The sequence below is a fragment of the Agromyces sp. NPDC055520 genome, assembly GCF_053619715.1.
Genome location: NZ_JBSHJY010000017.1, coordinates 1 through 18,563 on the forward strand (window position 1 = coordinate 1; position 18,563 = coordinate 18,563).

General features: G+C 70.4%; 16 protein-coding genes. 2 read left to right on the top strand and 14 right to left on the bottom strand.

Annotation, left to right across the window (positions count from 1 at the left end):
- Positions 1-17: 17 nt before the first annotated feature.
- From ACWGST_RS09085 to ACWGST_RS09110, 6 genes are all read right to left on the bottom strand, one after another.
- Positions 18-1,517 (bottom strand): NCS2 family permease, encoded by a 1,500-nt coding sequence (locus ACWGST_RS09085; protein WP_452046332.1) that lies wholly within the window; start codon positions 1,515-1,517, stop codon positions 18-20.
- Positions 1,518-1,572: 55 nt separating this feature from the next.
- The gene (locus ACWGST_RS09090; RefSeq protein ID WP_452046385.1) at positions 1,573-1,908 is read right to left on the bottom strand and encodes a peptidase; all 336 of its coding nucleotides are present in this window, start codon (positions 1,906-1,908) and stop codon (positions 1,573-1,575) included.
- 5 nt (positions 1,909-1,913) lie between these two features.
- Positions 1,914-3,092 (bottom strand): anion permease, encoded by a 1,179-nt coding sequence (locus ACWGST_RS09095; protein ID WP_452046333.1) that lies wholly within the window; start codon positions 3,090-3,092, stop codon positions 1,914-1,916.
- 116 nt (positions 3,093-3,208) lie between these two features.
- Positions 3,209-3,691 carry an 8-oxo-dGTP diphosphatase gene (locus tag ACWGST_RS09100; protein ID WP_452046334.1) on the bottom strand — a complete coding sequence of 161 codons (483 nt, stop codon included), beginning with the start codon at positions 3,689-3,691 and terminating at the stop codon, positions 3,209-3,211.
- Between the two features lie 39 nt (positions 3,692-3,730).
- Positions 3,731-4,762, bottom strand: coding sequence for a 6-phosphofructokinase (locus tag ACWGST_RS09105; protein ID WP_452046335.1), 1,032 nt, complete (start codon positions 4,760-4,762; stop codon positions 3,731-3,733).
- A 141-nt stretch (positions 4,763-4,903) separates the two neighbouring features.
- On the bottom strand, positions 4,904-7,033 hold the full coding sequence (locus tag ACWGST_RS09110; RefSeq protein WP_452046336.1) for a DEAD/DEAH box helicase: 2,130 nt from the start codon (positions 7,031-7,033) through the stop codon (positions 4,904-4,906).
- 255 nt (positions 7,034-7,288) lie between these two features.
- On the opposite strand from ACWGST_RS09110, the gene ACWGST_RS09115 reads away from it, so the two are divergent.
- Complete coding sequence (locus ACWGST_RS09115) at positions 7,289-7,495, top strand: hypothetical protein (protein WP_452046337.1); 207 nt, start codon at positions 7,289-7,291, stop codon at positions 7,493-7,495.
- 99 nt (positions 7,496-7,594) lie between these two features.
- Here the strand turns inward: ACWGST_RS09115 and ACWGST_RS09120 are convergent, their stop codons facing one another.
- Positions 7,595-9,469, bottom strand: coding sequence for a DUF2207 family protein (locus ACWGST_RS09120; protein ID WP_452046338.1), 1,875 nt, complete (start codon positions 9,467-9,469; stop codon positions 7,595-7,597).
- Between the two features lie 65 nt (positions 9,470-9,534).
- Positions 9,535-11,946 carry a heavy metal translocating P-type ATPase gene (locus ACWGST_RS09125; protein WP_452046339.1) on the bottom strand — a complete coding sequence of 804 codons (2,412 nt, stop codon included), beginning with the start codon at positions 11,944-11,946 and terminating at the stop codon, positions 9,535-9,537.
- A 77-nt stretch (positions 11,947-12,023) separates the two neighbouring features.
- Here ACWGST_RS09125 and ACWGST_RS09130 point away from each other — a divergent pair, with 77 nt between their 5' ends.
- On the top strand, positions 12,024-12,302 hold the full coding sequence (locus tag ACWGST_RS09130; RefSeq protein WP_452046340.1) for a metal-sensitive transcriptional regulator: 279 nt from the start codon (positions 12,024-12,026) through the stop codon (positions 12,300-12,302).
- Positions 12,303-12,395: 93 nt separating this feature from the next.
- Here ACWGST_RS09130 and ACWGST_RS09135 read toward each other — a convergent pair whose 3' ends face one another.
- From ACWGST_RS09135 to deoC, 6 genes are all read right to left on the bottom strand, one after another.
- The gene (locus ACWGST_RS09135; RefSeq protein ID WP_452046341.1) at positions 12,396-13,286 is read right to left on the bottom strand and encodes a glycerophosphodiester phosphodiesterase; all 891 of its coding nucleotides are present in this window, start codon (positions 13,284-13,286) and stop codon (positions 12,396-12,398) included.
- Positions 13,287-13,394: 108 nt separating this feature from the next.
- Positions 13,395-14,555, bottom strand: coding sequence for a N(5)-(carboxyethyl)ornithine synthase (locus ACWGST_RS09140; RefSeq protein ID WP_452046342.1), 1,161 nt, complete (start codon positions 14,553-14,555; stop codon positions 13,395-13,397).
- 164 nt (positions 14,556-14,719) lie between these two features.
- Positions 14,720-14,959 carry a hypothetical protein gene (locus ACWGST_RS09145; RefSeq protein ID WP_452046343.1) on the bottom strand — a complete coding sequence of 80 codons (240 nt, stop codon included), beginning with the start codon at positions 14,957-14,959 and terminating at the stop codon, positions 14,720-14,722.
- A 7-nt stretch (positions 14,960-14,966) separates the two neighbouring features.
- Positions 14,967-15,827, bottom strand: coding sequence for an aldehyde dehydrogenase family protein (locus tag ACWGST_RS09150; RefSeq protein WP_452046344.1), 861 nt, complete (start codon positions 15,825-15,827; stop codon positions 14,967-14,969).
- The gene (locus tag ACWGST_RS09155) at positions 15,824-17,419 is read right to left on the bottom strand and encodes an aldehyde dehydrogenase family protein (protein ID WP_452046345.1); all 1,596 of its coding nucleotides are present in this window, start codon (positions 17,417-17,419) and stop codon (positions 15,824-15,826) included. Before ACWGST_RS09155 ends, ACWGST_RS09150 begins: the two co-directional genes overlap by 4 nt.
- 97 nt (positions 17,420-17,516) lie before the next feature.
- Positions 17,517-18,524 (bottom strand): deoxyribose-phosphate aldolase, encoded by a 1,008-nt coding sequence (gene deoC, locus ACWGST_RS09160; protein WP_452046346.1) that lies wholly within the window; start codon positions 18,522-18,524, stop codon positions 17,517-17,519.
- Positions 18,525-18,563: the final 39 nt, after the last annotated feature.

Genomic DNA, 18,563 nt, shown 5'->3' on the forward strand with positions numbered 1-18,563 from the left:
CATGTCGCAGCGACAACTCAGGCGAAGAGCGCCTCGACCGGTCCGCGGGCGAAGTAGATGAGGAACCCGGCCGCGACGATCCAGAGCAGCGGGCTGATCTCACGGGCCTTGCCCGACAGCGAGCGCACGACGACCCAGGCGATGAAGCCCGCGCCGATGCCGTTGGCGATCGAGTAGGTGAGCGGCATGACGGTGACCGCGAGGAACACCGGCAGCAGCACCGAGAAGTCGGAGAAGTCGATGTGCTTGATCTGCGCCATCATGAGCGCACCGACGATCACGAGGGCGGCCGAGGCGACCTCGGTCGGCACGATCGAGACGAGCGGCGTGAAGAACATCGCGACGAGGAAGAGCAGGCCCGTGACGATGTTCGCGAGGCCCGTGCGTGCGCCCTCGCCGATGCCGGCGCCCGATTCGATGAAGACCGTGTTCGACGACGCCGAGGCGTAACCGCCCGCGACGGCGCCGACGCCCTCGACGATGAGCGCCGACTTCAGCCGCGGGAAGTCGCCCTTCGCGTCGGAGAGGTTCGCCTCTTTCGAGAGGCCCGTCATCGTGCCCATCGCATCGAAGAAGTTCGTGAAGACGAGGGTGAAGACGAGCATGACGGCGGCGAGCACGCCGATGCGCTCGAAGCTGCCGAACGAGACCTGGCCGACGAGCGAGAGGTCGGGCACGCCAACGATCGAGCCGGTGAGCTCGGGCACCGAGAGGCTCCAGCCGCCCGGATTGAACTCGTCGCCGGCGAACATCGGCCCGAGGTTCCAGATCGCCTCGACGACGACCGCGAGCACGGTGCCCGAGACGAGGCCGATGAGGATTCCGCCCTTCACCTTGCGCGCGACGAGGATGCCCGTCAGCAGCAGGGTGAAGATGAACACGATGGTCGGCACGGTCGCGACCGAACCGGCGACGCCGAGACCGACGGGCGGCGACGACGCACCCGTCGCGGTCACGAATCCGGCGTTCACGAAGCCGATGAAGGCGATGAAGAGGCCGATGCCGACGGTGATGGCGAGCTTCAGCTGAATCGGCACGGCGTCGAAGATGAGACGGCGCAGGCCTGTCGCGGCGAGCAGCACGATGATGAGGCCGTTGACGACCACGAGGCCCATCGCCTCGGGCCAGGTGACCTGGCCGACGACCGAGACCGCGAGGAACGAGTTGATGCCGAGGCCCGCGGCGAAGCCGAAGGGCAGGCGCGCGACGAGGCCGAAGAGGATCGTCATGACGCCGGCGGTCAGGCCCGTGACCGCCGAGACCTGGGCGAACCCGAGCTGGTCGCCGTCGACGTCGACGCCCGACGACAGGATGATCGGGTTGAGGATCACGATGTAGGCCATCGTCACGAAGGTGACGATGCCGCCGCGCACCTCGTTCGAGACGGTCGAGCCGCGCTTCGTGATCTCGAAGAAGCGATCGACGGGATGCCGCGGCCGCTCGCTCTGCGGGGCCGCCTCGGGCGTCGCGTCGGAAGCAGGTTCGGGCGCGGTGTCGGGGGTCGTTTCAGTGGTCATCCGGGAACCTTCGATGAGGGACGCGTCTGCGACGCGACGGGTGGACTGAAGCTGCTCAGGTGAACAGCTTGATGATGTGCTCGCCCACGATCAGGTAGAGACCGAAGATCACGGCCAGGCCGCTGACGACGAAGCACGTCACCGCCGCGAAGAACGCGAGGCGCTTCTGCCTCTCGCTCAACGGGCTCTTCTTGGCCGCCTTGGCCGCCCGCTTCTCAGCCTGGCGGATCTCGGCGGGCGTCACCACGGTGATCGCGTCGGTGAACTCGGCGGGCGTCACGATGGGCGAGCGGCCCGAGAGCGTGAGCAGCCTGACGCCGAGCGAGTATGCGGAGACGACGACGACGGTGCCGATCATCGCGGTGACGAAGACGAGGAGGAACGCGCCCATGTCGATCACGAGGCCACCTTCTTCTTCGGCTTCGGATTGCGCTTGATCTTCACCGCACGGCCCGAGTGGGCGACCTCGCTCACCACGTTGTGGTGGGAGACCTCGTTGCGGCGCGACCAGAGGAAGATGCCGGCGATGACGCCGACGCCGACGACCGTGTCGATGATGATGCCGACGACGCCGAGGTGGGCCACGACCGCGGCGAGGGCGCCGACGCCGCCGGCCGCGGGCAGCGTGAGCAGCCAGCCGACGCCGATGCGGCCGGCGGTGCGCCAGCGCACCTTCGAGCCGCGGCGCCCGATGCCCGAGCCGATGACCGAGCCCGAGGCGACCTGCGTCGTCGAGAGCGCGAAGCCGACGTGACTCGAGGCGAGGATGGTCGCGGCGGTCGCGGTCTCAGCCGCGAAGCCCTGCGCCGGCTTCACGTCGGTGAGGCCGGTGCCGAGGGTCTTGATGATGCGCCAGCCGCCCATGTACGTGCCGAGGGCGATCGCGATGGCGCACGTGACGATGACCCAGAGCTGCACCTCGGCGCCGGCGGGCTGGAGGCCCGCCGCGACGAGGGTGAGCGTGATGACGCCCATCGTCTTCTGCGCGTCGTTGGTGCCGTGGGCGAGGGCGACGAGCGAGGAGGAGAAGATCTGCGCGTGACGGAACCGGTCGCGTCCGTCGGGCTTGCCGTCGTAACGACGGGTGATCGCGTAGGCGAGCTTGGTCGCGGTGTAGGCGATGAGCCCGGCCGTGAGCGGTGCGAGGAGCGCCGGCAGGATGACCTTGGACAGCACGACCGAGAAGTCGATCGCACCGACGCCGAAGCCGACGAGCGCCGCGCCGATCAGGCCGCCGAACAGCGCGTGGCTCGACGACGACGGCAGGCCGAGCAGCCACGTGATCATGTTCCACACGATCGCGCCGATGAGGCCCGCGAAGATGAGCTCGGGCGTGATGAGCACGCCGCCGTCGCCCTCTTTGATGATGCCGCCCGAGATGGTCTTGGCCACCTCGGTCGAGAGGAACGCGCCGACGAGGTTGAGGATCGCGGCGAGGCCGACGGCGACCTTGGGCTTCAGCGCACCCGTGGCGATGGGCGTGGCCATCGCGTTGGCGGTGTCGTGGAACCCGTTGGTGAAGTCGAAGAACAGCGCCAGTGCGATGACCAGCACGACGATGAGGGTGAGATCCACCGGCGCCTTTCGTACGTGAATACAGCCTCTGAGAGCACCCACGCCCCGGGAGGGATTTCACCAGATGTTCAGGGGGAGTGCGTTGCGGAAACGAGTCGGCCGTGCACCCATCGATACTACGTGACGGAACCCGCCTCCTCCACCACCGTAGCGAGGTCGACGCCGAACACGAAGGTGCGCCGCACCGAGCCTCCGGCGAGCACTTCGGGCAGCCAGCGACTCGCGTCGTCCCACATCTCGTCGAGCGGGATCTCGCGCACGTCGAACCACTCGGGGTCGAGCTCGTCCGACGGCACGGGCTCGCCCGCCCACCGGCGGCACACGAAGACGTTCGACTCCTGACTCCAGGCCGGCTTGTGCGGAAAGAGATAGCTCAGGATGCCGCGTGGCTCGAGGTCGTCGGCGGCCACGACGAGGCCCGACTCCTCGAAGATCTCGCGCACCGCGGCATCCGTCGCCGACTCGCCCGGTTCGAGCTTGCCGCCGGGCGCCACGAAGTAGCCCGTGCCGAGGCCGTGCTTCTTGCGCCCCAGGAGCACCTCGACGCGCCCTCCGTGCTCGCGCAGGAGGTAGCAGACGCACACCTGGGGCAGCGGCATCCAGCGGCCTCGCTTCCGGTCCCTGAGCTCGTCGAAGGGTCAGCCGAAGAGGATCTTCGCCTCGTCGTACCGCGACTGCGGCACCCGGTTGAGGCTGCCGACCGCCTCGGCGATCGAGACGGTGTGGATGTCGGTGCCCCGGAGCGTGACCATCGAACCCCACGCCTCGTCGTAGGCGGCGTCGACGGCGGCCATGCCGAGTCGGGTCGCGAGCACGCGGTCGTACGCCGAGGGCGCGCCGCCGCGCTGGATGTGGCCGAGCACGGTGGCGCGCGACTCGATGCCGGTGCGCTCCTCGATCATGGGGGCGAGCTGCTCCGAGATGCCGCCGAGTCGCGGGCGGTTGAAGGCGTCGAGGCCCTTGTGCGAGTGCGCCTCGTTCATGCCCGGCAGCGTGAAGCCCTCGGCGACGACGACGAGCGGTGCGCGCCCGCGGTCGCGCACCGACTCGACCCACTCGCAGATCTGCTCGATCGACTGCGGCTGCTCGGGGATGAGGATCGCGTGCGCGCCGCCGGCCATGCCGGAGTGCAGGGCGATCCAGCCGACGTGGCGGCCCATGACCTCGAGCACCATGCAGCGGCCGTGCGAGTCGGCCGTCGTGCGCAGGCGGTCGATCGCCTCGGTGGCGATCTCGACGGCGGTGTCGAAGCCGAAGGAGTAGTCGGTCGCGGCGAGGTCGTTGTCGATCGTCTTCGGCACGCCGATGACATTGATGCCGCCCTCGTCGTGCAGGCGTCGGGCGGCGGTCAGGGTGCCCTCGCCGCCGATCGCGATGATCGCGTCGATGCCCTGCTCGTCGAGCATGCGCTGGATGTTCTCGGGGCCGCCGCCCTCGCCCTCGAAGGGGTTGGTGCGGCTCGAGCCGAGGATCGTGCCGCCCTGCTTGGCGAGGCCGCGCACGTCGTGGCGCGTGATCGGTACGATGTCGGCCTCGACGACGCCCTTCCATCCCCAGCGGAACCCGACGAACTCGGTGTCGTGCGAGATGACGCCCTTCAGCACGGCTCCGCGGATGACCGAGTTGAGGCCGGGGCAGTCGCCGCCCGATGTCAGGATGCCGATCTTCATGCTCGTGGGACTCCTTGTTGCTCGCTGAGACGCAGTGCTCTGGGTTTCGTCGCCGGAGCCGCTTCATCGGGGCGCGACACCGGGAAGTCTAGCGAACCTCGACTTCCCGTTCGGACGCCGGCGGGCGGCGCCGCGCCCCGCCTACAGCGCGCCGTCGAGCGCCTGCCGCAGCAGGTGCTGCAGCGCGTCCATCTGCACGGAGTCGGCCGAGCCGGGCTCGACATCGCTGCCGTCGAGCGCACGCGCGGCGAGCCCCTGCTTCGAGTCGATGAGCTCGGCGATGCGCGCGTCGATCGTGTGCGCGGCGATGATGCGCCACGCGGTGACGGGCTCGTCTTGACCGATGCGGTGCACGCGGTCGATCGCCTGCGTCTGCTCGGCGGCCGTCCAGCTGAGCTCGGCGAGCACGACGTTCGATGCGGCCTGCAGGTTCACGCCGACGCCCGCCGCGGTGAGCGAGCAGACGGCGACGGCGACCTCGGGATCGTTGTTGAACGCGTCGATCGCGGCCTGGCGTGCCAGCGCGGTCTGGTCGCCGCGGAGCGATACGGTGCGCAGCTCTCGCGCGGCGAAGGCGGCCTCGGCCTGGTCCATCACGTCGATGTGCTTCGCGAAGAACACGACCTTGCCGACCGAGCGGGCGAGCTGGGCGGCGTAGTCGGCGGCGAGGCCTGCCTTCGCCTGACCGATTCGGCGCACCATCGTGAAGACGTTCTCGCCCGACTTCGTCGCCTTCGACTCTTCGAGTTCGGCGCTCGCGACGGCCCGGATGAACTGGTCGCGCTGGTCTTCGTCGAGGTCGCCCACGCGCAGGTGGCGCGCTTCGACGAGTGCCCGGAAGCGCCCGGCGAGTCGGTTGCCGAGCTCGCGCTCGGCGGCGCGCACCGAACGGCCGATTTCGTCGTCGAGCTCGACGGGCAGGTCGGCGATGCGCTTGGCCGGCAGGTCGGCCGCGACATCCACTTTGCGGCGGCGCACGATGCCGAGGTCGATCACGGCGCGTCGTGCGGCACTGTAGAAGCCGGGCTCAGCGGGCGTGAGCCCCGTCTCTTCGAGCTTGCCGAGCAGTTCGGGCGAGGGCTTGTCGCCCTCGATCCAGCCGAGGAACTTCCAGATCGCACGGAAGTCGTCGACGTCGTTGATGAGCGGCGTGCCCGTGAGGGCGAGCAGCAGGGGGTCACCGCCCGGCGCGGCACGACGGATGCGGTCGGCCAGGGCGAGCACGTTCTTCGAGCGCTGCGACGCCAGGTTCTTGATGAAGTGCGCCTCGTCGACGACCATGCCCTTGAAGCCGAGGGTCGACAGCCACGCCATGTGCCGGTCGAGCACGTCGTAGTTGACGACGACGACGTCGGCGAAGGCATCGAGGGTGTCGCCGTCGCCGTGGATGACGGTCGCGCGGCGATGCGGGGTCCACCGCTCGACCTCGCGCGCCCAGTTCATCTTCACGACGTTCGGCACCACCGCGAGCAGCGGGTAGGCACCCGAGACGGATGCTGCGAGCACCGACTGCGCCGTCTTGCCGAGGCCCGGCTCGTCGGCGAGCAGGAACGTGCGGTGGCCTTGGCGGGCGCTCTCGATGAAGCGCGCCTGGTGCTTCATGAGTTCGAGGCCGCGCGGCGAGAGCCGGTCGACCTTCGGCGCCTCGGGCAGCTCCATCGAGGCGGCCTGACCGCCCGAGCCCACCTCGAACGACTTGAACAGCGGACCGAGCAGCTCCCAGTTGGCGAGCCGGCGCACGGGCACGACGGGTGCGGACTGCTTCGAGAAATCGGGCGGCAGGAACGGGTTCGCGAGCTGCCGCGAGCGGACCGACGCCGGGATCACCTGGTTCTCGCTGAGCACCGGTGCAGCTGCGACCACGGGTTCACGGGTGATGATGAGCTCGTCGGGCGAGAGCTCGGCACCCGACTCGAGCAGCCAGTCGCGGCGGAACCGCTGCGCGACCGTCGAGATCGAGGCGTCGGGCTCGAGCAGCGCGATGAGACTCGTGTCGCGGGCCGCGGTCTTCGCGAGGATCTGGGCAATGCCGTCGAGTCGCTTGAGCAGCTCGGCGCGCGCGGCATCCGTCACCTCGGCGTCGGCCTTGACCCGTGCGCGCTCTTCGCGCATGAGCAGGGCGATCACCTGGAACTTCGTGCGATTCGTCGGGCCGAGCTTGCCCTTCTGCGCCTTCTGCTCCACCTCGCGCACCTTGCGCGCGAGAATGGGGATGATCGGTGCGTCGTCGTCGCGCGACCGCGTCCGCGTCCGCTGCCTCGTCTGGGCCAATGGTCCTCCAGTGTCTGGGCCGAATCCGGCACCCCCCTCGGCATCGAAGATGCTCGAGGCCGCTCGGCGGCACCGAACCGGTCGGTGACCGCGATACGCGAATCCCGAACCGAGCAGCGCGCGAACTCGGGTACGTCGACACCCACTCGTCGACACCCAGCTCGCGCGGTCGGACGTAGAACGGATTCGCCGTGCGCAGGGCCAGTCTAGCGCCAACCCCGTGCAAGTTCGGCGCGACAGGCCTACCCTTGCCTCATGGACGGTCTCGCAGGTGCGGGCGACGGCGTCTCGCCCGATGACGACTTCACGGTGTCGCAAGACACGGAGTTCGACGAACCGGGCGACGCGGCCGACGACGACGAGCGGGCGATCGACGACAGCCTCGACGACGAGCTACCCGGCGTCGACGCCGAACGTCATGTCGACCTCGCCGACGAACGCGACGCTCCGGCCGCGGAGTGACGACCGCGCGGTGACGACCGTGCGGTGACGACGCGGTGTCGACCGCGCCGTGCCGACCGCGCGTTGAACCGCGCGGTGCGCGCGGTTCGACGCGGCGGATCAGACCCCGCCGCCTCCTCCCCCGCCGCCTCCGCCGCCCGAGGATCCGCCGCCGCTCGAGCCGCCCGACGAAGAACTGCCGCTCGATCCCGACCACGAGGCGCTCGAGGCCGAGGAGAACGACGAGATGCCGGCAGCGAACAGGCCGGCGTTGAACCCGTCGCGCCCGGAGTACCAGTACGGTTCGGTGCCGAGCTGTTCGTGCAGCGCCGAGAGCACCTTGCCCCACTCGCGCTCGAGGCCGAACAGCACGGCATACGGCAGCAGCCGCTCGTTGAGCTTCAACACCGTGACCGGGTCGAGGGCGACGGCCGAGACCGCGGGCGCCGCGGCATCCGTCGTCGAAGGCACCGCGGTCGGCACCGCGGGTCGCTGCACCCGGAGCGCGCCGCTCGGACTCTGCAGCACTCGCAGCCGATCGGCCTCGGCGAGACGGATGTACAGGCGCAGCCCCTCGAGGTGGTCGCGGATCGCACGGCCCTGCTCGGTGAGCGGGCGCACGCCGACGACGACGACGAGCGTCAAGACGGCCGCGATGATCGCGACCATGAAGCACACGGCCGGCCAGACACCGCCCATCTGATCGTCGAGGGCGACGATGCCGAGCACGAGCGAGATCGCCGCGGCGATCACGGCGGCGACGGCCAGCAGCACGCGGAGTCCGGTGCCGGGGCTCCAGCGCAGCCCCTGCGACATGACCTCCTTCGCCACTCCCGAGCGCAGTGCCAGGAGCTGCCGACCGAGGCGCACGTCTTGCGCGAGCTCTCGCCGCTCACCCGGGTGCGGGCGGTCGAAGAGCGCTGCGACGACGGACCGGGCGTCGGCGTCGCCGGGGCCGCCGGCACCGACGAACTCGACGGCGTACTTCTTCGCGCCCGATTCGACGATGCGAAGCTCGCCCGCGACCGCGCGCTCGAGGATCGTCGCCGTGACGCCCTTCTCGGGTGCGCCGACGAGCTCGGCCGCGACCAGCGTCGACACTCCCGCGGGCGGCTCGTACTCGGCGATGATCGTGCCGCGCCCCGGATGATTGCGCCAGCGGGTGCTGCGCAGGAACACGGCCGCCGCGGCGACGAGCGCGGCGAGCCCGGCGGCGATGGCGCCCGCGATCGCCGCGGGCGACGAACCGAACGCCTCGTCGCGCGGCACGAAGGTGCCTTCGGCGAACGCCACGGCGAGGGTGAGGTTCTCGTAGGGGCCGAGGTCGAGTGCCTCGGCCGTGATGACGGTCGGCTGCTGCTGCCCCTGCTCGAGCGAGTCGCACGGGGTGTTCGAACCGCCGTAGCCCCGATAGCAGGCCGCCTCGCCCGTGAGCGCGCCCGCGACGTCGTCGCTCAGGTGCAGCTCGGCGCTCACCCTGCCGAAGGGCTGCGCCCACCCAGTGCCGTTCACGTCCCAGTAGAACTCGTCGACGTTCGCGTCGTCGGGCTGCAGCGTGACGTTGTGCTGGCGGTAGCCGATGACGTAGCTCTGCTCGCCGTGCACGTAGTCGTCGGCGCGGATCGTGATGAAGACGAACTCCTCGTCGTCGTCATCGTCGCTCTCTTCGACCTCGAACGGGCGAGGCGTGCCGGCGGCGTCGGTCACCGTGATCTGCTCGATGTCGGTGGGATGCCCGCGGTACGAGCTCGGGATCGCACGACGGATGCCGCGGTTCTGATCGAACTCGGGGAACCGGGCGACGATCGTCTCGGTCGTGTCGAGCACCGAGTGGCCGCCCTCGTCGCGCGAGAGCTCGTAGACGGCGTCGAACGAGTCGAAGGTGAAGTCGTCGACGCCGGTCTCGCCGACGGCCGCGGCCGGCAATGCGCCGGCGAGCGCGAGGGCTGCGGCGAGCACACCGGCGACGACGGATGCGGTTCGGGATGGGCGCATGCCCCTACGCTAGCGGGCCTCGGCGCTCGGGCACGGGTTCTCGGGCGCTCTCGAGCGCCCACCCGTCACGCGCGACGCAGGCGCAGGCTGTTGAGCACCACGAACACGCTCGAGAACGCCATCGCGGCCCCCGCGATCATCGGATTCAGGAACCCCGCCGCCGCGAGCGGGATCGCCGCCACGTTGTAGGCGAACGCCCAGAACAGGTTGCCCTTGATCGTGCCGAGCGTCGCCCGGGCGAGCGAGATCGCATCGGCGATCGCGCCCGGCTCGTCGCGCGTGAGCGCGAGGTCGCTCGCCGACGCCGCGGCATCGGTTCCGCCGCCCATCGCGATGCCGAGATCGGCAGCGGCGAGGGCCGCCGCGTCGTTCACGCCGTCGCCGACCATCGCGACGCGGTGGCCGCCCGCTTGCTCGCGACGCACGATCTCGAGCTTTCCCTCGGGGCTGACCCCCGCGTGCACCTCGTCGATGCCGAGGACCGCGGCGACCCGGGCCGCCGGCCGCTCGGCGTCGCCCGTCACGAGCGCCGGGCGCAGCCCGAGGCCGCGGAGGCGGTCGACCGCCTCGCGGGCGCCGTCGCGCACGCGGTCGCCGACTTCGATGAGCGCCTGCACCTCGCCCGCCCGGCCGACCGCCACGAGCGTGTCGTCGGATGCCGCGGCGCGGGCCTCGAGGGCGGGCGACCACGCGTACCCGAGCCCGACCACGAAGGCCGGCCTGCCCACCGCGATGTCGACGCCGTCGACCGTGCCCGTCACCCCGAGGCCCGCATGGGCCCGGAACCCGGTCACGTGTGCGGCGCGCCACGCCGAGCCCGAGGCATCCGCCCCCTCGACGATCGCGCGGGCGATCGGGTGCTCGGAGCCGTGCTCGAGTGCCGCGGCGAGGTCGAGCGCGACCGCGCCGGCCGACCCTGCGGGTCCGTCGGCGGTGGTCACGCCCGTGAGGCTCATGCGGCCGGTCGTCAGTGTGCCGGTCTTGTCGAGCAGGATCGTGTCGACGTCGCCGGCGCGATCGAGCGCCTCGGGGCCGGTGATGAGGATGCCGCGTTCGGCGCCGCGCCCGGTGCCGACGAGGATCGCGACCGGCGTGGCGAGGCCGAGGGCGCACGGGCAGGCGATGACGAGCACCGCGACCGCGGCCGTGATCGCCTGGTCGACGGGGCTGCCGGTCGCGATCCACACGATCGCCGTCACGAGGGCGATGGCGATCACGATGGGCACGAACACCGCCGAGATGCGGTCGGCGAGGCGCTGCGCCTTGGACTTGCCGAGCTGCGCGTCTTCCACGAGACGGGCGATCTGGGCGAGCCTCGTGTCGGCGCCGACGCGCTCGGCCGCGACGACGAGGCTGCCGCCGTGCACGATCGTCGCGGCCGTGACCGTGCTGCCGGCGGCGACGTCGACGGGGGCGGGCTCGCCGGTCAGCATGCTCTCGTCGACACCGGCCTCGCCGCGCACGACGACGCCGTCGGCCGCCACCCGCTCGCCCGGCCGTACGACGAACAGGTCGCCGGGGCGCAGCGCCGCGATCGGCACGCGTTCTTCGCGTTCGCCGACCGCGCCGCCGTGGTCGGCGCGCAGCACCGACACCTCGCGCGGCGCGAGTTCGAGCAGGGTGCGCAGCGACTGACCCGCGCGCCGCTTCGACCGCGCCTCGAGCACGCGACCGAGCAGCAGGATCGTGATGACACCCGCCGCGACCTCGAGGTAGATGTCGCCGCCGGGCGTGCCGCGCACGCCGAAGCTCCACTCGTGGGTCATGCCCGGCATGCCGGCGTGCCCGAAGAAGAGCGACCACAGCGACCACGCGAAGGCGGTGAGCGTGCCGAGCGAGACGAGGGTGTCCATCGTGAGGGCGCCGTGACGCAGGTTCACCGCGGCCGCGCGGTGGAACGGCCAGCCGCCCCACACCACGACCGGCGCGGCGAGCACGAGCGAGAACCACTGCCAGTTGGTGAACTGCAGCGCGGGCACCATGGCCAGCACGACGACCGGCACGGTCAGCACGGCCGAGACCACGAAACGCATGAACAGCGGGTCGGATGCCGCGGCGCCCGCGCCCCCCGAGGTCGGGCGAGCCTCCTCCCCCGCCTCCCCCGAACCGCTCGGCTCGCTCGCCCCGCCCGACACCGCGGCGGAACTGCGATCCGACACCCCGTGGACCGGCAGCTGAAGCGCGGCGTGGCGGGTCGCAGATCCGCTGACGGGCGCGGGTGCGGGCGGCGACGCGAGGGGCGCGGGCGGCGCCGGAGGCACGTGGGCGGTGTAGCCGGCCTGACGCACGGCCTCGACGAGATCGTCGATCGAGGTCGACGCCGGGAACCGCACGCGCGCCTTCTCGGTCGCGAGATTCACCTCGGCCTCGACGCCGTCGAGGCGCCCGAGGCGCTTCTCGACCCGTGAGACGCAACTCGCGCACGTCATGCCCTCGATGCCGAGGTCGATCGTGCGGGTGTCGTCCTGCAGGGTCATGCGTGTCTCCTTGGTCGAATTCCGATCCCAACAGTACCCCCTAGGGGTATCTGGTGCAAACGGGGTATCCTGTTCACGTGATCGAGGACATCAAGAAGCGCGCACTGCACCGCACGAAGATCATCGAGGGCCAATTGCGCGGCATCGAGAAGATGATCGAGAACGACGACTACTGCGTCGACATCATCACGCTCTCGCTCGCCGTGCAGAAGTCGCTCGGCTCGCTCAACAAGCTTCTCGTCGAGAACCACCTGCGCACGCACGTGACCGAGATGTACGACGCCGGAGGCGAGCAGCGCGAGGCAGCCGTGGCCGAACTCGTGCGCATCTTCGAGCTCTCGAACAACAGGGGGTAGGCGAGCGGATGCCGCGCATCGAGCCGGTCACGGGCGACATCACCGTGCAGCAGGTCGAGTCCGAGCGGGAACCCGACCCGCAGACCGCGCTCATCACGTGCCGGGCGCGGTCACCGCGAGCCAGTCGTCGAGCTCGCTCGGCTCGTCGGTGATGATGCCGTCGACGCCGAGCGCGCTCACCTCCTCCCAGTGCTCGTGGCTGTTGAGCGTGTAGCAGAGCACGGCGACGCCGATCTCGTGCAGCGCGACGAGGGCGTCGGGCTGCGCGGTGACCGAGGTCACGGTGGTGCCGAACCCGATGACTCCGAGCCGCTCGGCCATCGGCACCGGGTTCGCCGGGAGCTCCCTGATCAGCAGGATGCGGGGAATCGTCGGCGCGACCCGCTGCAGAGCGAATAGGGTCTCCAGGCTGAAGCTCTGCAGCACCACCCGACCCCGCAGGCCGTGCTGCTCGATGAGTCCGGTCACGGCGCGGATGCCGTCGTCGCCCCAGTCGGCCTTCAGCTCGATCAGCGCCCGCGCGTCGCGGCGTTCGGCGAGCGCCTCGAGAAACTCGTCGAGCGTCGGGATCGGAGTGCCGGCGAACTCCGCGCCGTACCAGGCGCCGGCATCGATCCGGCCGACGGTGTCGGCGTCGAGTTCGCCGATCGACCACGGGTCGCCGGTGATGCGTTCGAGCGTGGTGTCGTGGAAGAGCACGGGCACGCCGTCGCTCGTGAGCTGCACGTCGGTCTCGACGAACGCGAGCTCGTCCATCGCCAGTTCCAGCGAGGGCATCGTGTTCTCGGGGGCCGCGGCGCGATCGCCGCGATGCCCGACCGTGAACGCCGGTTCCCCGGGCTCGCGCAGGGCGCCGAAGACGTCGATCGCGTAGACGGTCGGCGGCACCTGCGCGAAGAGGAGGAGGCCGGAGAGCACCGCGACGGCGAGGCTCGCCAGGCCGATTCGCGCTGCTCGGGGTGGCGGGGTGAGGGGGTGGTACACGGGTTCGGGCCTTTCCACCGCTCGCGCGCCGTTGCGCGATCGGTGCAGGTCACTCTAGCAACACCGTTACCGTTTCGTTACCTCCCGAATGCGGGTCGTACGTGGCGCTCACACGATCGGGAGGTGCGGATACTCCGCCGATCGACCCTGGAACTCGAGGATGGCGGGGTTGCGGATGCGGCCGCCCGCGATCTCTGTCGCTCGATCGATCGTCTCCGACGCCGCCCAGGAGTCAGGACCCTCCATCACCGTTCGCAGGAACGGCATGAGCGCCTCGCTGATCTCCCACGTGGACGAATTCCACAGGTATGACGGGCTGTGATCGACGGCGTAGTAGTTCGTCGACTCCCCCACGGTGAACATGGGGTCCGAGAACGACGTGGGGCGGGCCCACTCGAACCCCATGCCGGCGTCGACCGACACGTCGACGATGAGGCTGCCCGGCCGGAAGATGCCGAGGTCCGCGGTGCGCAGGTAGGTGAGCGGCGAGTTCGGATCCTGCAGCGTGCAGTTCACCACGATGTCGCGCTCGGCGAGGAACGGGGCGAGCGCGACCGGCCCGTCGTCGGTGTTGACCGTGCTCTCGAACGGCGCCTCGGGGTTGTGCTCGAACTGGATGATGTCCACCGAGGGGATCGGCGACCCCACGGCCGCGGTCTCGCGATTCGTGAGCACCCGCACATCGTGGATGCCGTGTGCGTTCAACGCCGTCACGGCCCCCCTCGCGGTCGCCCCGAACCCGATGACGACCGCGCTCAGACGCCGTCCGTAGTCACCGGTCGACCCGCACAGCTGCAGCGCGTGGAGCACCGAGCAGTACCCGGCGAGTTCGTTGTTCTTGTGGAACACGTGCAGACCGAAGCCGCCGCTCTCGGTCCAGTGATTCATGGCCTCCCACGCGATGAGCGTGAGCCGCTTGTCGATGGCGAACTGGGTCATCTCCCGGTCCTGCACGCAATGCGGCCAGCCCCAGAGCACCTGGCCGTCGCGCAGGTCCTCGAGATCCGCGGCCTGCGGCTTCGGCAGCAGCACGATGTCGCACTGGGCGATGATCTCTCCGCGGGTGCCGAAGGCGCCGACGAACGGGGCCAGGGCCGCGTCGGACATGCCGAAGCGCTCACCGTAGCCGTGCTCGAGCATCATGCGCTCGCGAAGGTCGCCATCGATGCGTTCCAGGTGCGATGGATGCAGCGGCAACCGTCGCTCGTCGGGCTTCCGCGAGTGCGCGAGCACTCCGAGCCGCAGCAGTTGAGAGGTCGAGTCGGCCATGGCGGATGTCCTGTCTCCCGCCGGTGCACAGCACTCGACGGATTCGCTCAGAGGAATCCGCGATGAACTGGTCGCCGTCGAATCACCGGCCGCACGTGCGGCGGCCTGCTTCCGAGGCTACGCCATGCCGACGTGATCGGCGCGGCCGAGCCCGCCGGGCACGCTCACGCCCGCTCGTTGCCCCGACGGTAGTTGCCGCTCGCCCGCGCCAGCAGGTGCTGCACCTGCGTCTCGTCGGCGCGCTGCAGCGAGGCCACGAGACGTGCGGCATCGCGCCCGCCGACGGTCATCACCGCCCGACCGCCGCGCGAGACGATCACGCCGCCCTGCTTCGTGATGCGGTACTCGAAGGGGTCGGTCGCGAGTCGGCCCTGCTCGTCCGATGCACCGCCCCGTCCGGACACCTCGCTCCTATCGCAGGCTCTTCGTGTGCCAGACCGTCTTGGTCTCGGTGAACGCCGCGATGCGGCCGAGCGCGGGCGCCGCGGCATCCGCACCGGATTCAGGGCGCAGCACCCGCTTCAACGTGTCGGCCGCGTCGACCTCGAGCGAGATCCAGTCGAGGCCGCCGGCGCCCACGAGGTCGATCGCGTTGACGTCGGCGTGGCTCGCGAGCCACGGCGCGATCTCGGCGGGCGAGCCGGTGAGCACGTTGACGACGCCCTTGGGCACATCGCTCGTCGCGAGCACCTCGGCGAGGCTGATCGCCGACAGCGGGAACCGCTGGCTCGCGACCGCGACGACCGCGTTGCCGGCCACGAGCGCCGGTGCGACGGCAGAGACGAAGCCGAGCAGCGAGGTGTCCTGCGGCACGATGATCGCGACGACGCCGGTCGGTTCGGGCACCGAGATGTTGAAGTACGGGCCCGCGACCGGGTTCGCGTTGCCGGTGACCTGGGCGAACTTGTCCGCCCAGCCCGCGTACCAGACCCAGCGGTCGATGGCCTCGTCGACCTGAGCGGATGCCGCGGCGCGCGTGACCCCCTCGGCCTCCTCGATCTCGGCGACGAACTGCGCACGGCGCCCCTCGAGCAGCTCCGCGATGCGGTAGAGCACCTGACCGCGGTTGTACGCGGTGGCGCCCGACCAGCCCGCGACCGACGAGCGCGCGGCGACGACCGCATCGCGGGCGTCTTTGCGGGAGGCCAGCGCGGCGTTCGCGAGGAACGAGCCGTCGGCGGCGAGCACCTCGTAGGTGCGGCCCGACTCGCTGCGCGGGAACGCTCCCCCGATGTAGAGCTTGTAGGTCTTCGGCACGGCGAGGCGGCTCATCGCTTCGATCCCTTCGTGGCGGTCTTGGGCGTTCGAACCTTCGGTGATCGAGTAGGCCGCGAAGCAGCCGTATCGAGATCACCCTTCGCAGTGTCTGAGGTCTCGATACGGCGCTGCGCGCCCCCTCGACCACCGGTGATCGACGCCTGCCCGATCGGGGCGGGTGCGAGGTAGGCGGCGAGGCCGTGGCGGCCGCCCTCGCGGCCGTAGCCCGACTCCTTGTAGCCGCCGAACGGCGACGAGGGGTCGAATCGATTGAAGGTGTTCGCCCAGATCACGCCGGCGCGCAGCTGGTCCGCGACCGCGAGGATGCGGCTGCCCTTGTCGGTCCAGATGCCCGCCGAGAGTCCGTAGGGCGTGTTGTTGGCCTTCGCGATCGCCTCGGCCGGGGTGCGGAACGTGAGCACCGACAGCACCGGTCCGAAGATCTCCTCGCGGGCGATGCGGCTCGAGGTCTGCACGCCCGTGAAGATCGTCGGCGCGAACCAGAAGCCGTTCTCGGGGATGTCGCAGGGCGCGGTCCAGCGCTCGGCGCCCTCGGCCACGCCGATGTCGGAGAGGGTGCGGATGCGCTCGAGCTGTTCCTTCGAGTTGATCGCACCGATGTCGGTGTTCTTGTCGAGCGGGTCGCCGAGGCGCAGCGTCGAGAGGCGCAGCTTCAGTCGCTCGACGACCTCGTCGTGGATGTTCTCCTGCACGAGCAGTCGTGAACCGGCGCAGCAGACGTGTCCCTGGTTGAAGAAGATGCCGTTGACGATGCCCTCGATGGCCTGGTCGATGGGCGCGTCGTCGAAGACGATGTTCGCGGCCTTGCCGCCGAGCTCGAGCGTCACCTTCTTGTCGGTGCCGGCGACCTGCTTGGCGATCGCGCGGCCGACGCCGGTCGATCCGGTGAAGGCGACCTTGTCGACGCCCTCGTGCGAGACGAGCGCGGCGCCGGTGTCGCCCGCGCCCGTGATGATGTTCACGACGCCGGCGGGCAGCTCGGCCTGCTGCAGGATCTCGGCGAAGATGAGGGCTGTGAGCGGTGTCGTCTCGGCGGGCTTCAGCACCACCGTGTTGCCTGCGGCGAGCGCCGGGGCGATCTTCCACGCGAGCATGAGCAGCGGGAAGTTCCACGGGATGACCTGCGCGGCGACGCCGAGCGAACGGGGATTCGCACCGAGGCCCGCGTGATCGAGCTTGTCGGCCCAGCCCGCGTAGTAGAAGAACCAGGCGGCGACGAGGGGCACATCGACGTCGCGCGACTCCTTGATGGGCTTGCCGTTGTCGAGCGACTCGGCGACGGCGAGCTCGCGCGCCCGCTCCTGCACGAGTCGGGCGATGCGGAAGAGGTACTTGCCGCGGTCGCGCCCGCTCATCTTCGACCAGGTGCGGTCGTAGGCGCGGCGGGCGGCCGCCACTGCGGCGTCGACGTCGTCGGCGTTCGCATTGGCGATCATCGCGATGCGCTCTTCGGTCGCCGGGCTGATGGTCTGGAAGGGCTCGCCGCGGCCGTCGACGAACTCGCCGTCGATGAAGAGGCCGTAGCTGTCGCGGAGCGAGAGGATCGCGCGCGACTCGGGGGCTGGTGCGTAGTCGAGGAAGCTCATGGTGCGGAACCTTTCGGTTCGAGGATCATTCGGATGTGGGTGGTTCGGTGATCGAGTAGGCCCACCAGGGCCGCATCGCCAGGACGGTATCGAACAGTCAGTCGATCGTCACGTAGTCGGCGCCCGAGTAGTGCCCGGTCGCGATCTTCTGCCGCTGCAGCAGCACGTCGTTCAAGAGGCTCGAGGCGCCGAAGCGGAAGAGGTGGGGCTGCAGCCAGTCTTCGCCGACGGTCTCGGCGACCGTCACGAGGTACTTGATGGCGTCTTTCGACGCGCGGATGCCGCCGGCCGGCTTCACGCCGATGCGCTGGCCCGTCGCGAGGTGCCAGTCGCGCACGACCTCGAGCATGAGCAGCGTGACGGGCAGCGTCGCCGCGGGCGCCACCTTGCCGGTGGAGGTCTTGATGAAGTCGCCGCCCGCGAGGATCGAGAGCCACGATGCGCGGCGCACGTTGTCGTAGGTGACGAGTTCGCCGGTCTCGAGGATCACCTTGAGGCTCGCGCTCGTGCCGTCGGGCCGGGCGCAGGCCGCCTTCACAGCCGCGATCTGGTCGAAGACGAGGCCGTAGCGCCCTGCGAGGAACGCGCCGCGGTCGATGACCATGTCGATCTCGTCGGCCCCCGCTGCGACGGCCTCGGCGGTGTCGGCGAGCTTGATGTCGAGCGAGGCGCGCCCGCTCGGGAACGCCGTGGCCACGGCGGCGACCGCGATCAGGCCGTCGTCGGGGTCGCCGTGGGCGCCGCCGAGCGCCTCGACCGCGTAGGGCACCATGTCGCCGTACACGCAGACCGCCGCGACGCGGGGCGTGGTGGCGTCGGACGGGTCGGGACTGACGGCCTTCGCCACGAGCGATCGCACCTTGCCGGGGGTGTCGGCGCCCTCGAGGGTCGTGAGGTCGATGAGCGAGATGATGCGGTCGAGCGCCCACTTCTTGGAGCTCGTCTTGATCGAACGGGTGCCGAGCGCCGCGGCGCGTTGCTCGAGGCCGACGGCATCGACGCCGGCGATGCCGTGCAGGTATCGGCGCAGGGTCGCATCATCGGGCTCGCCGCCGAGCACGGCGACGGCCCGCTCGCGGGCGGTGACGAGTGAGGTGCCTGACATGAGAGAAGACCTGGCTTTCGTGAGTGGTGCGGTGACGAC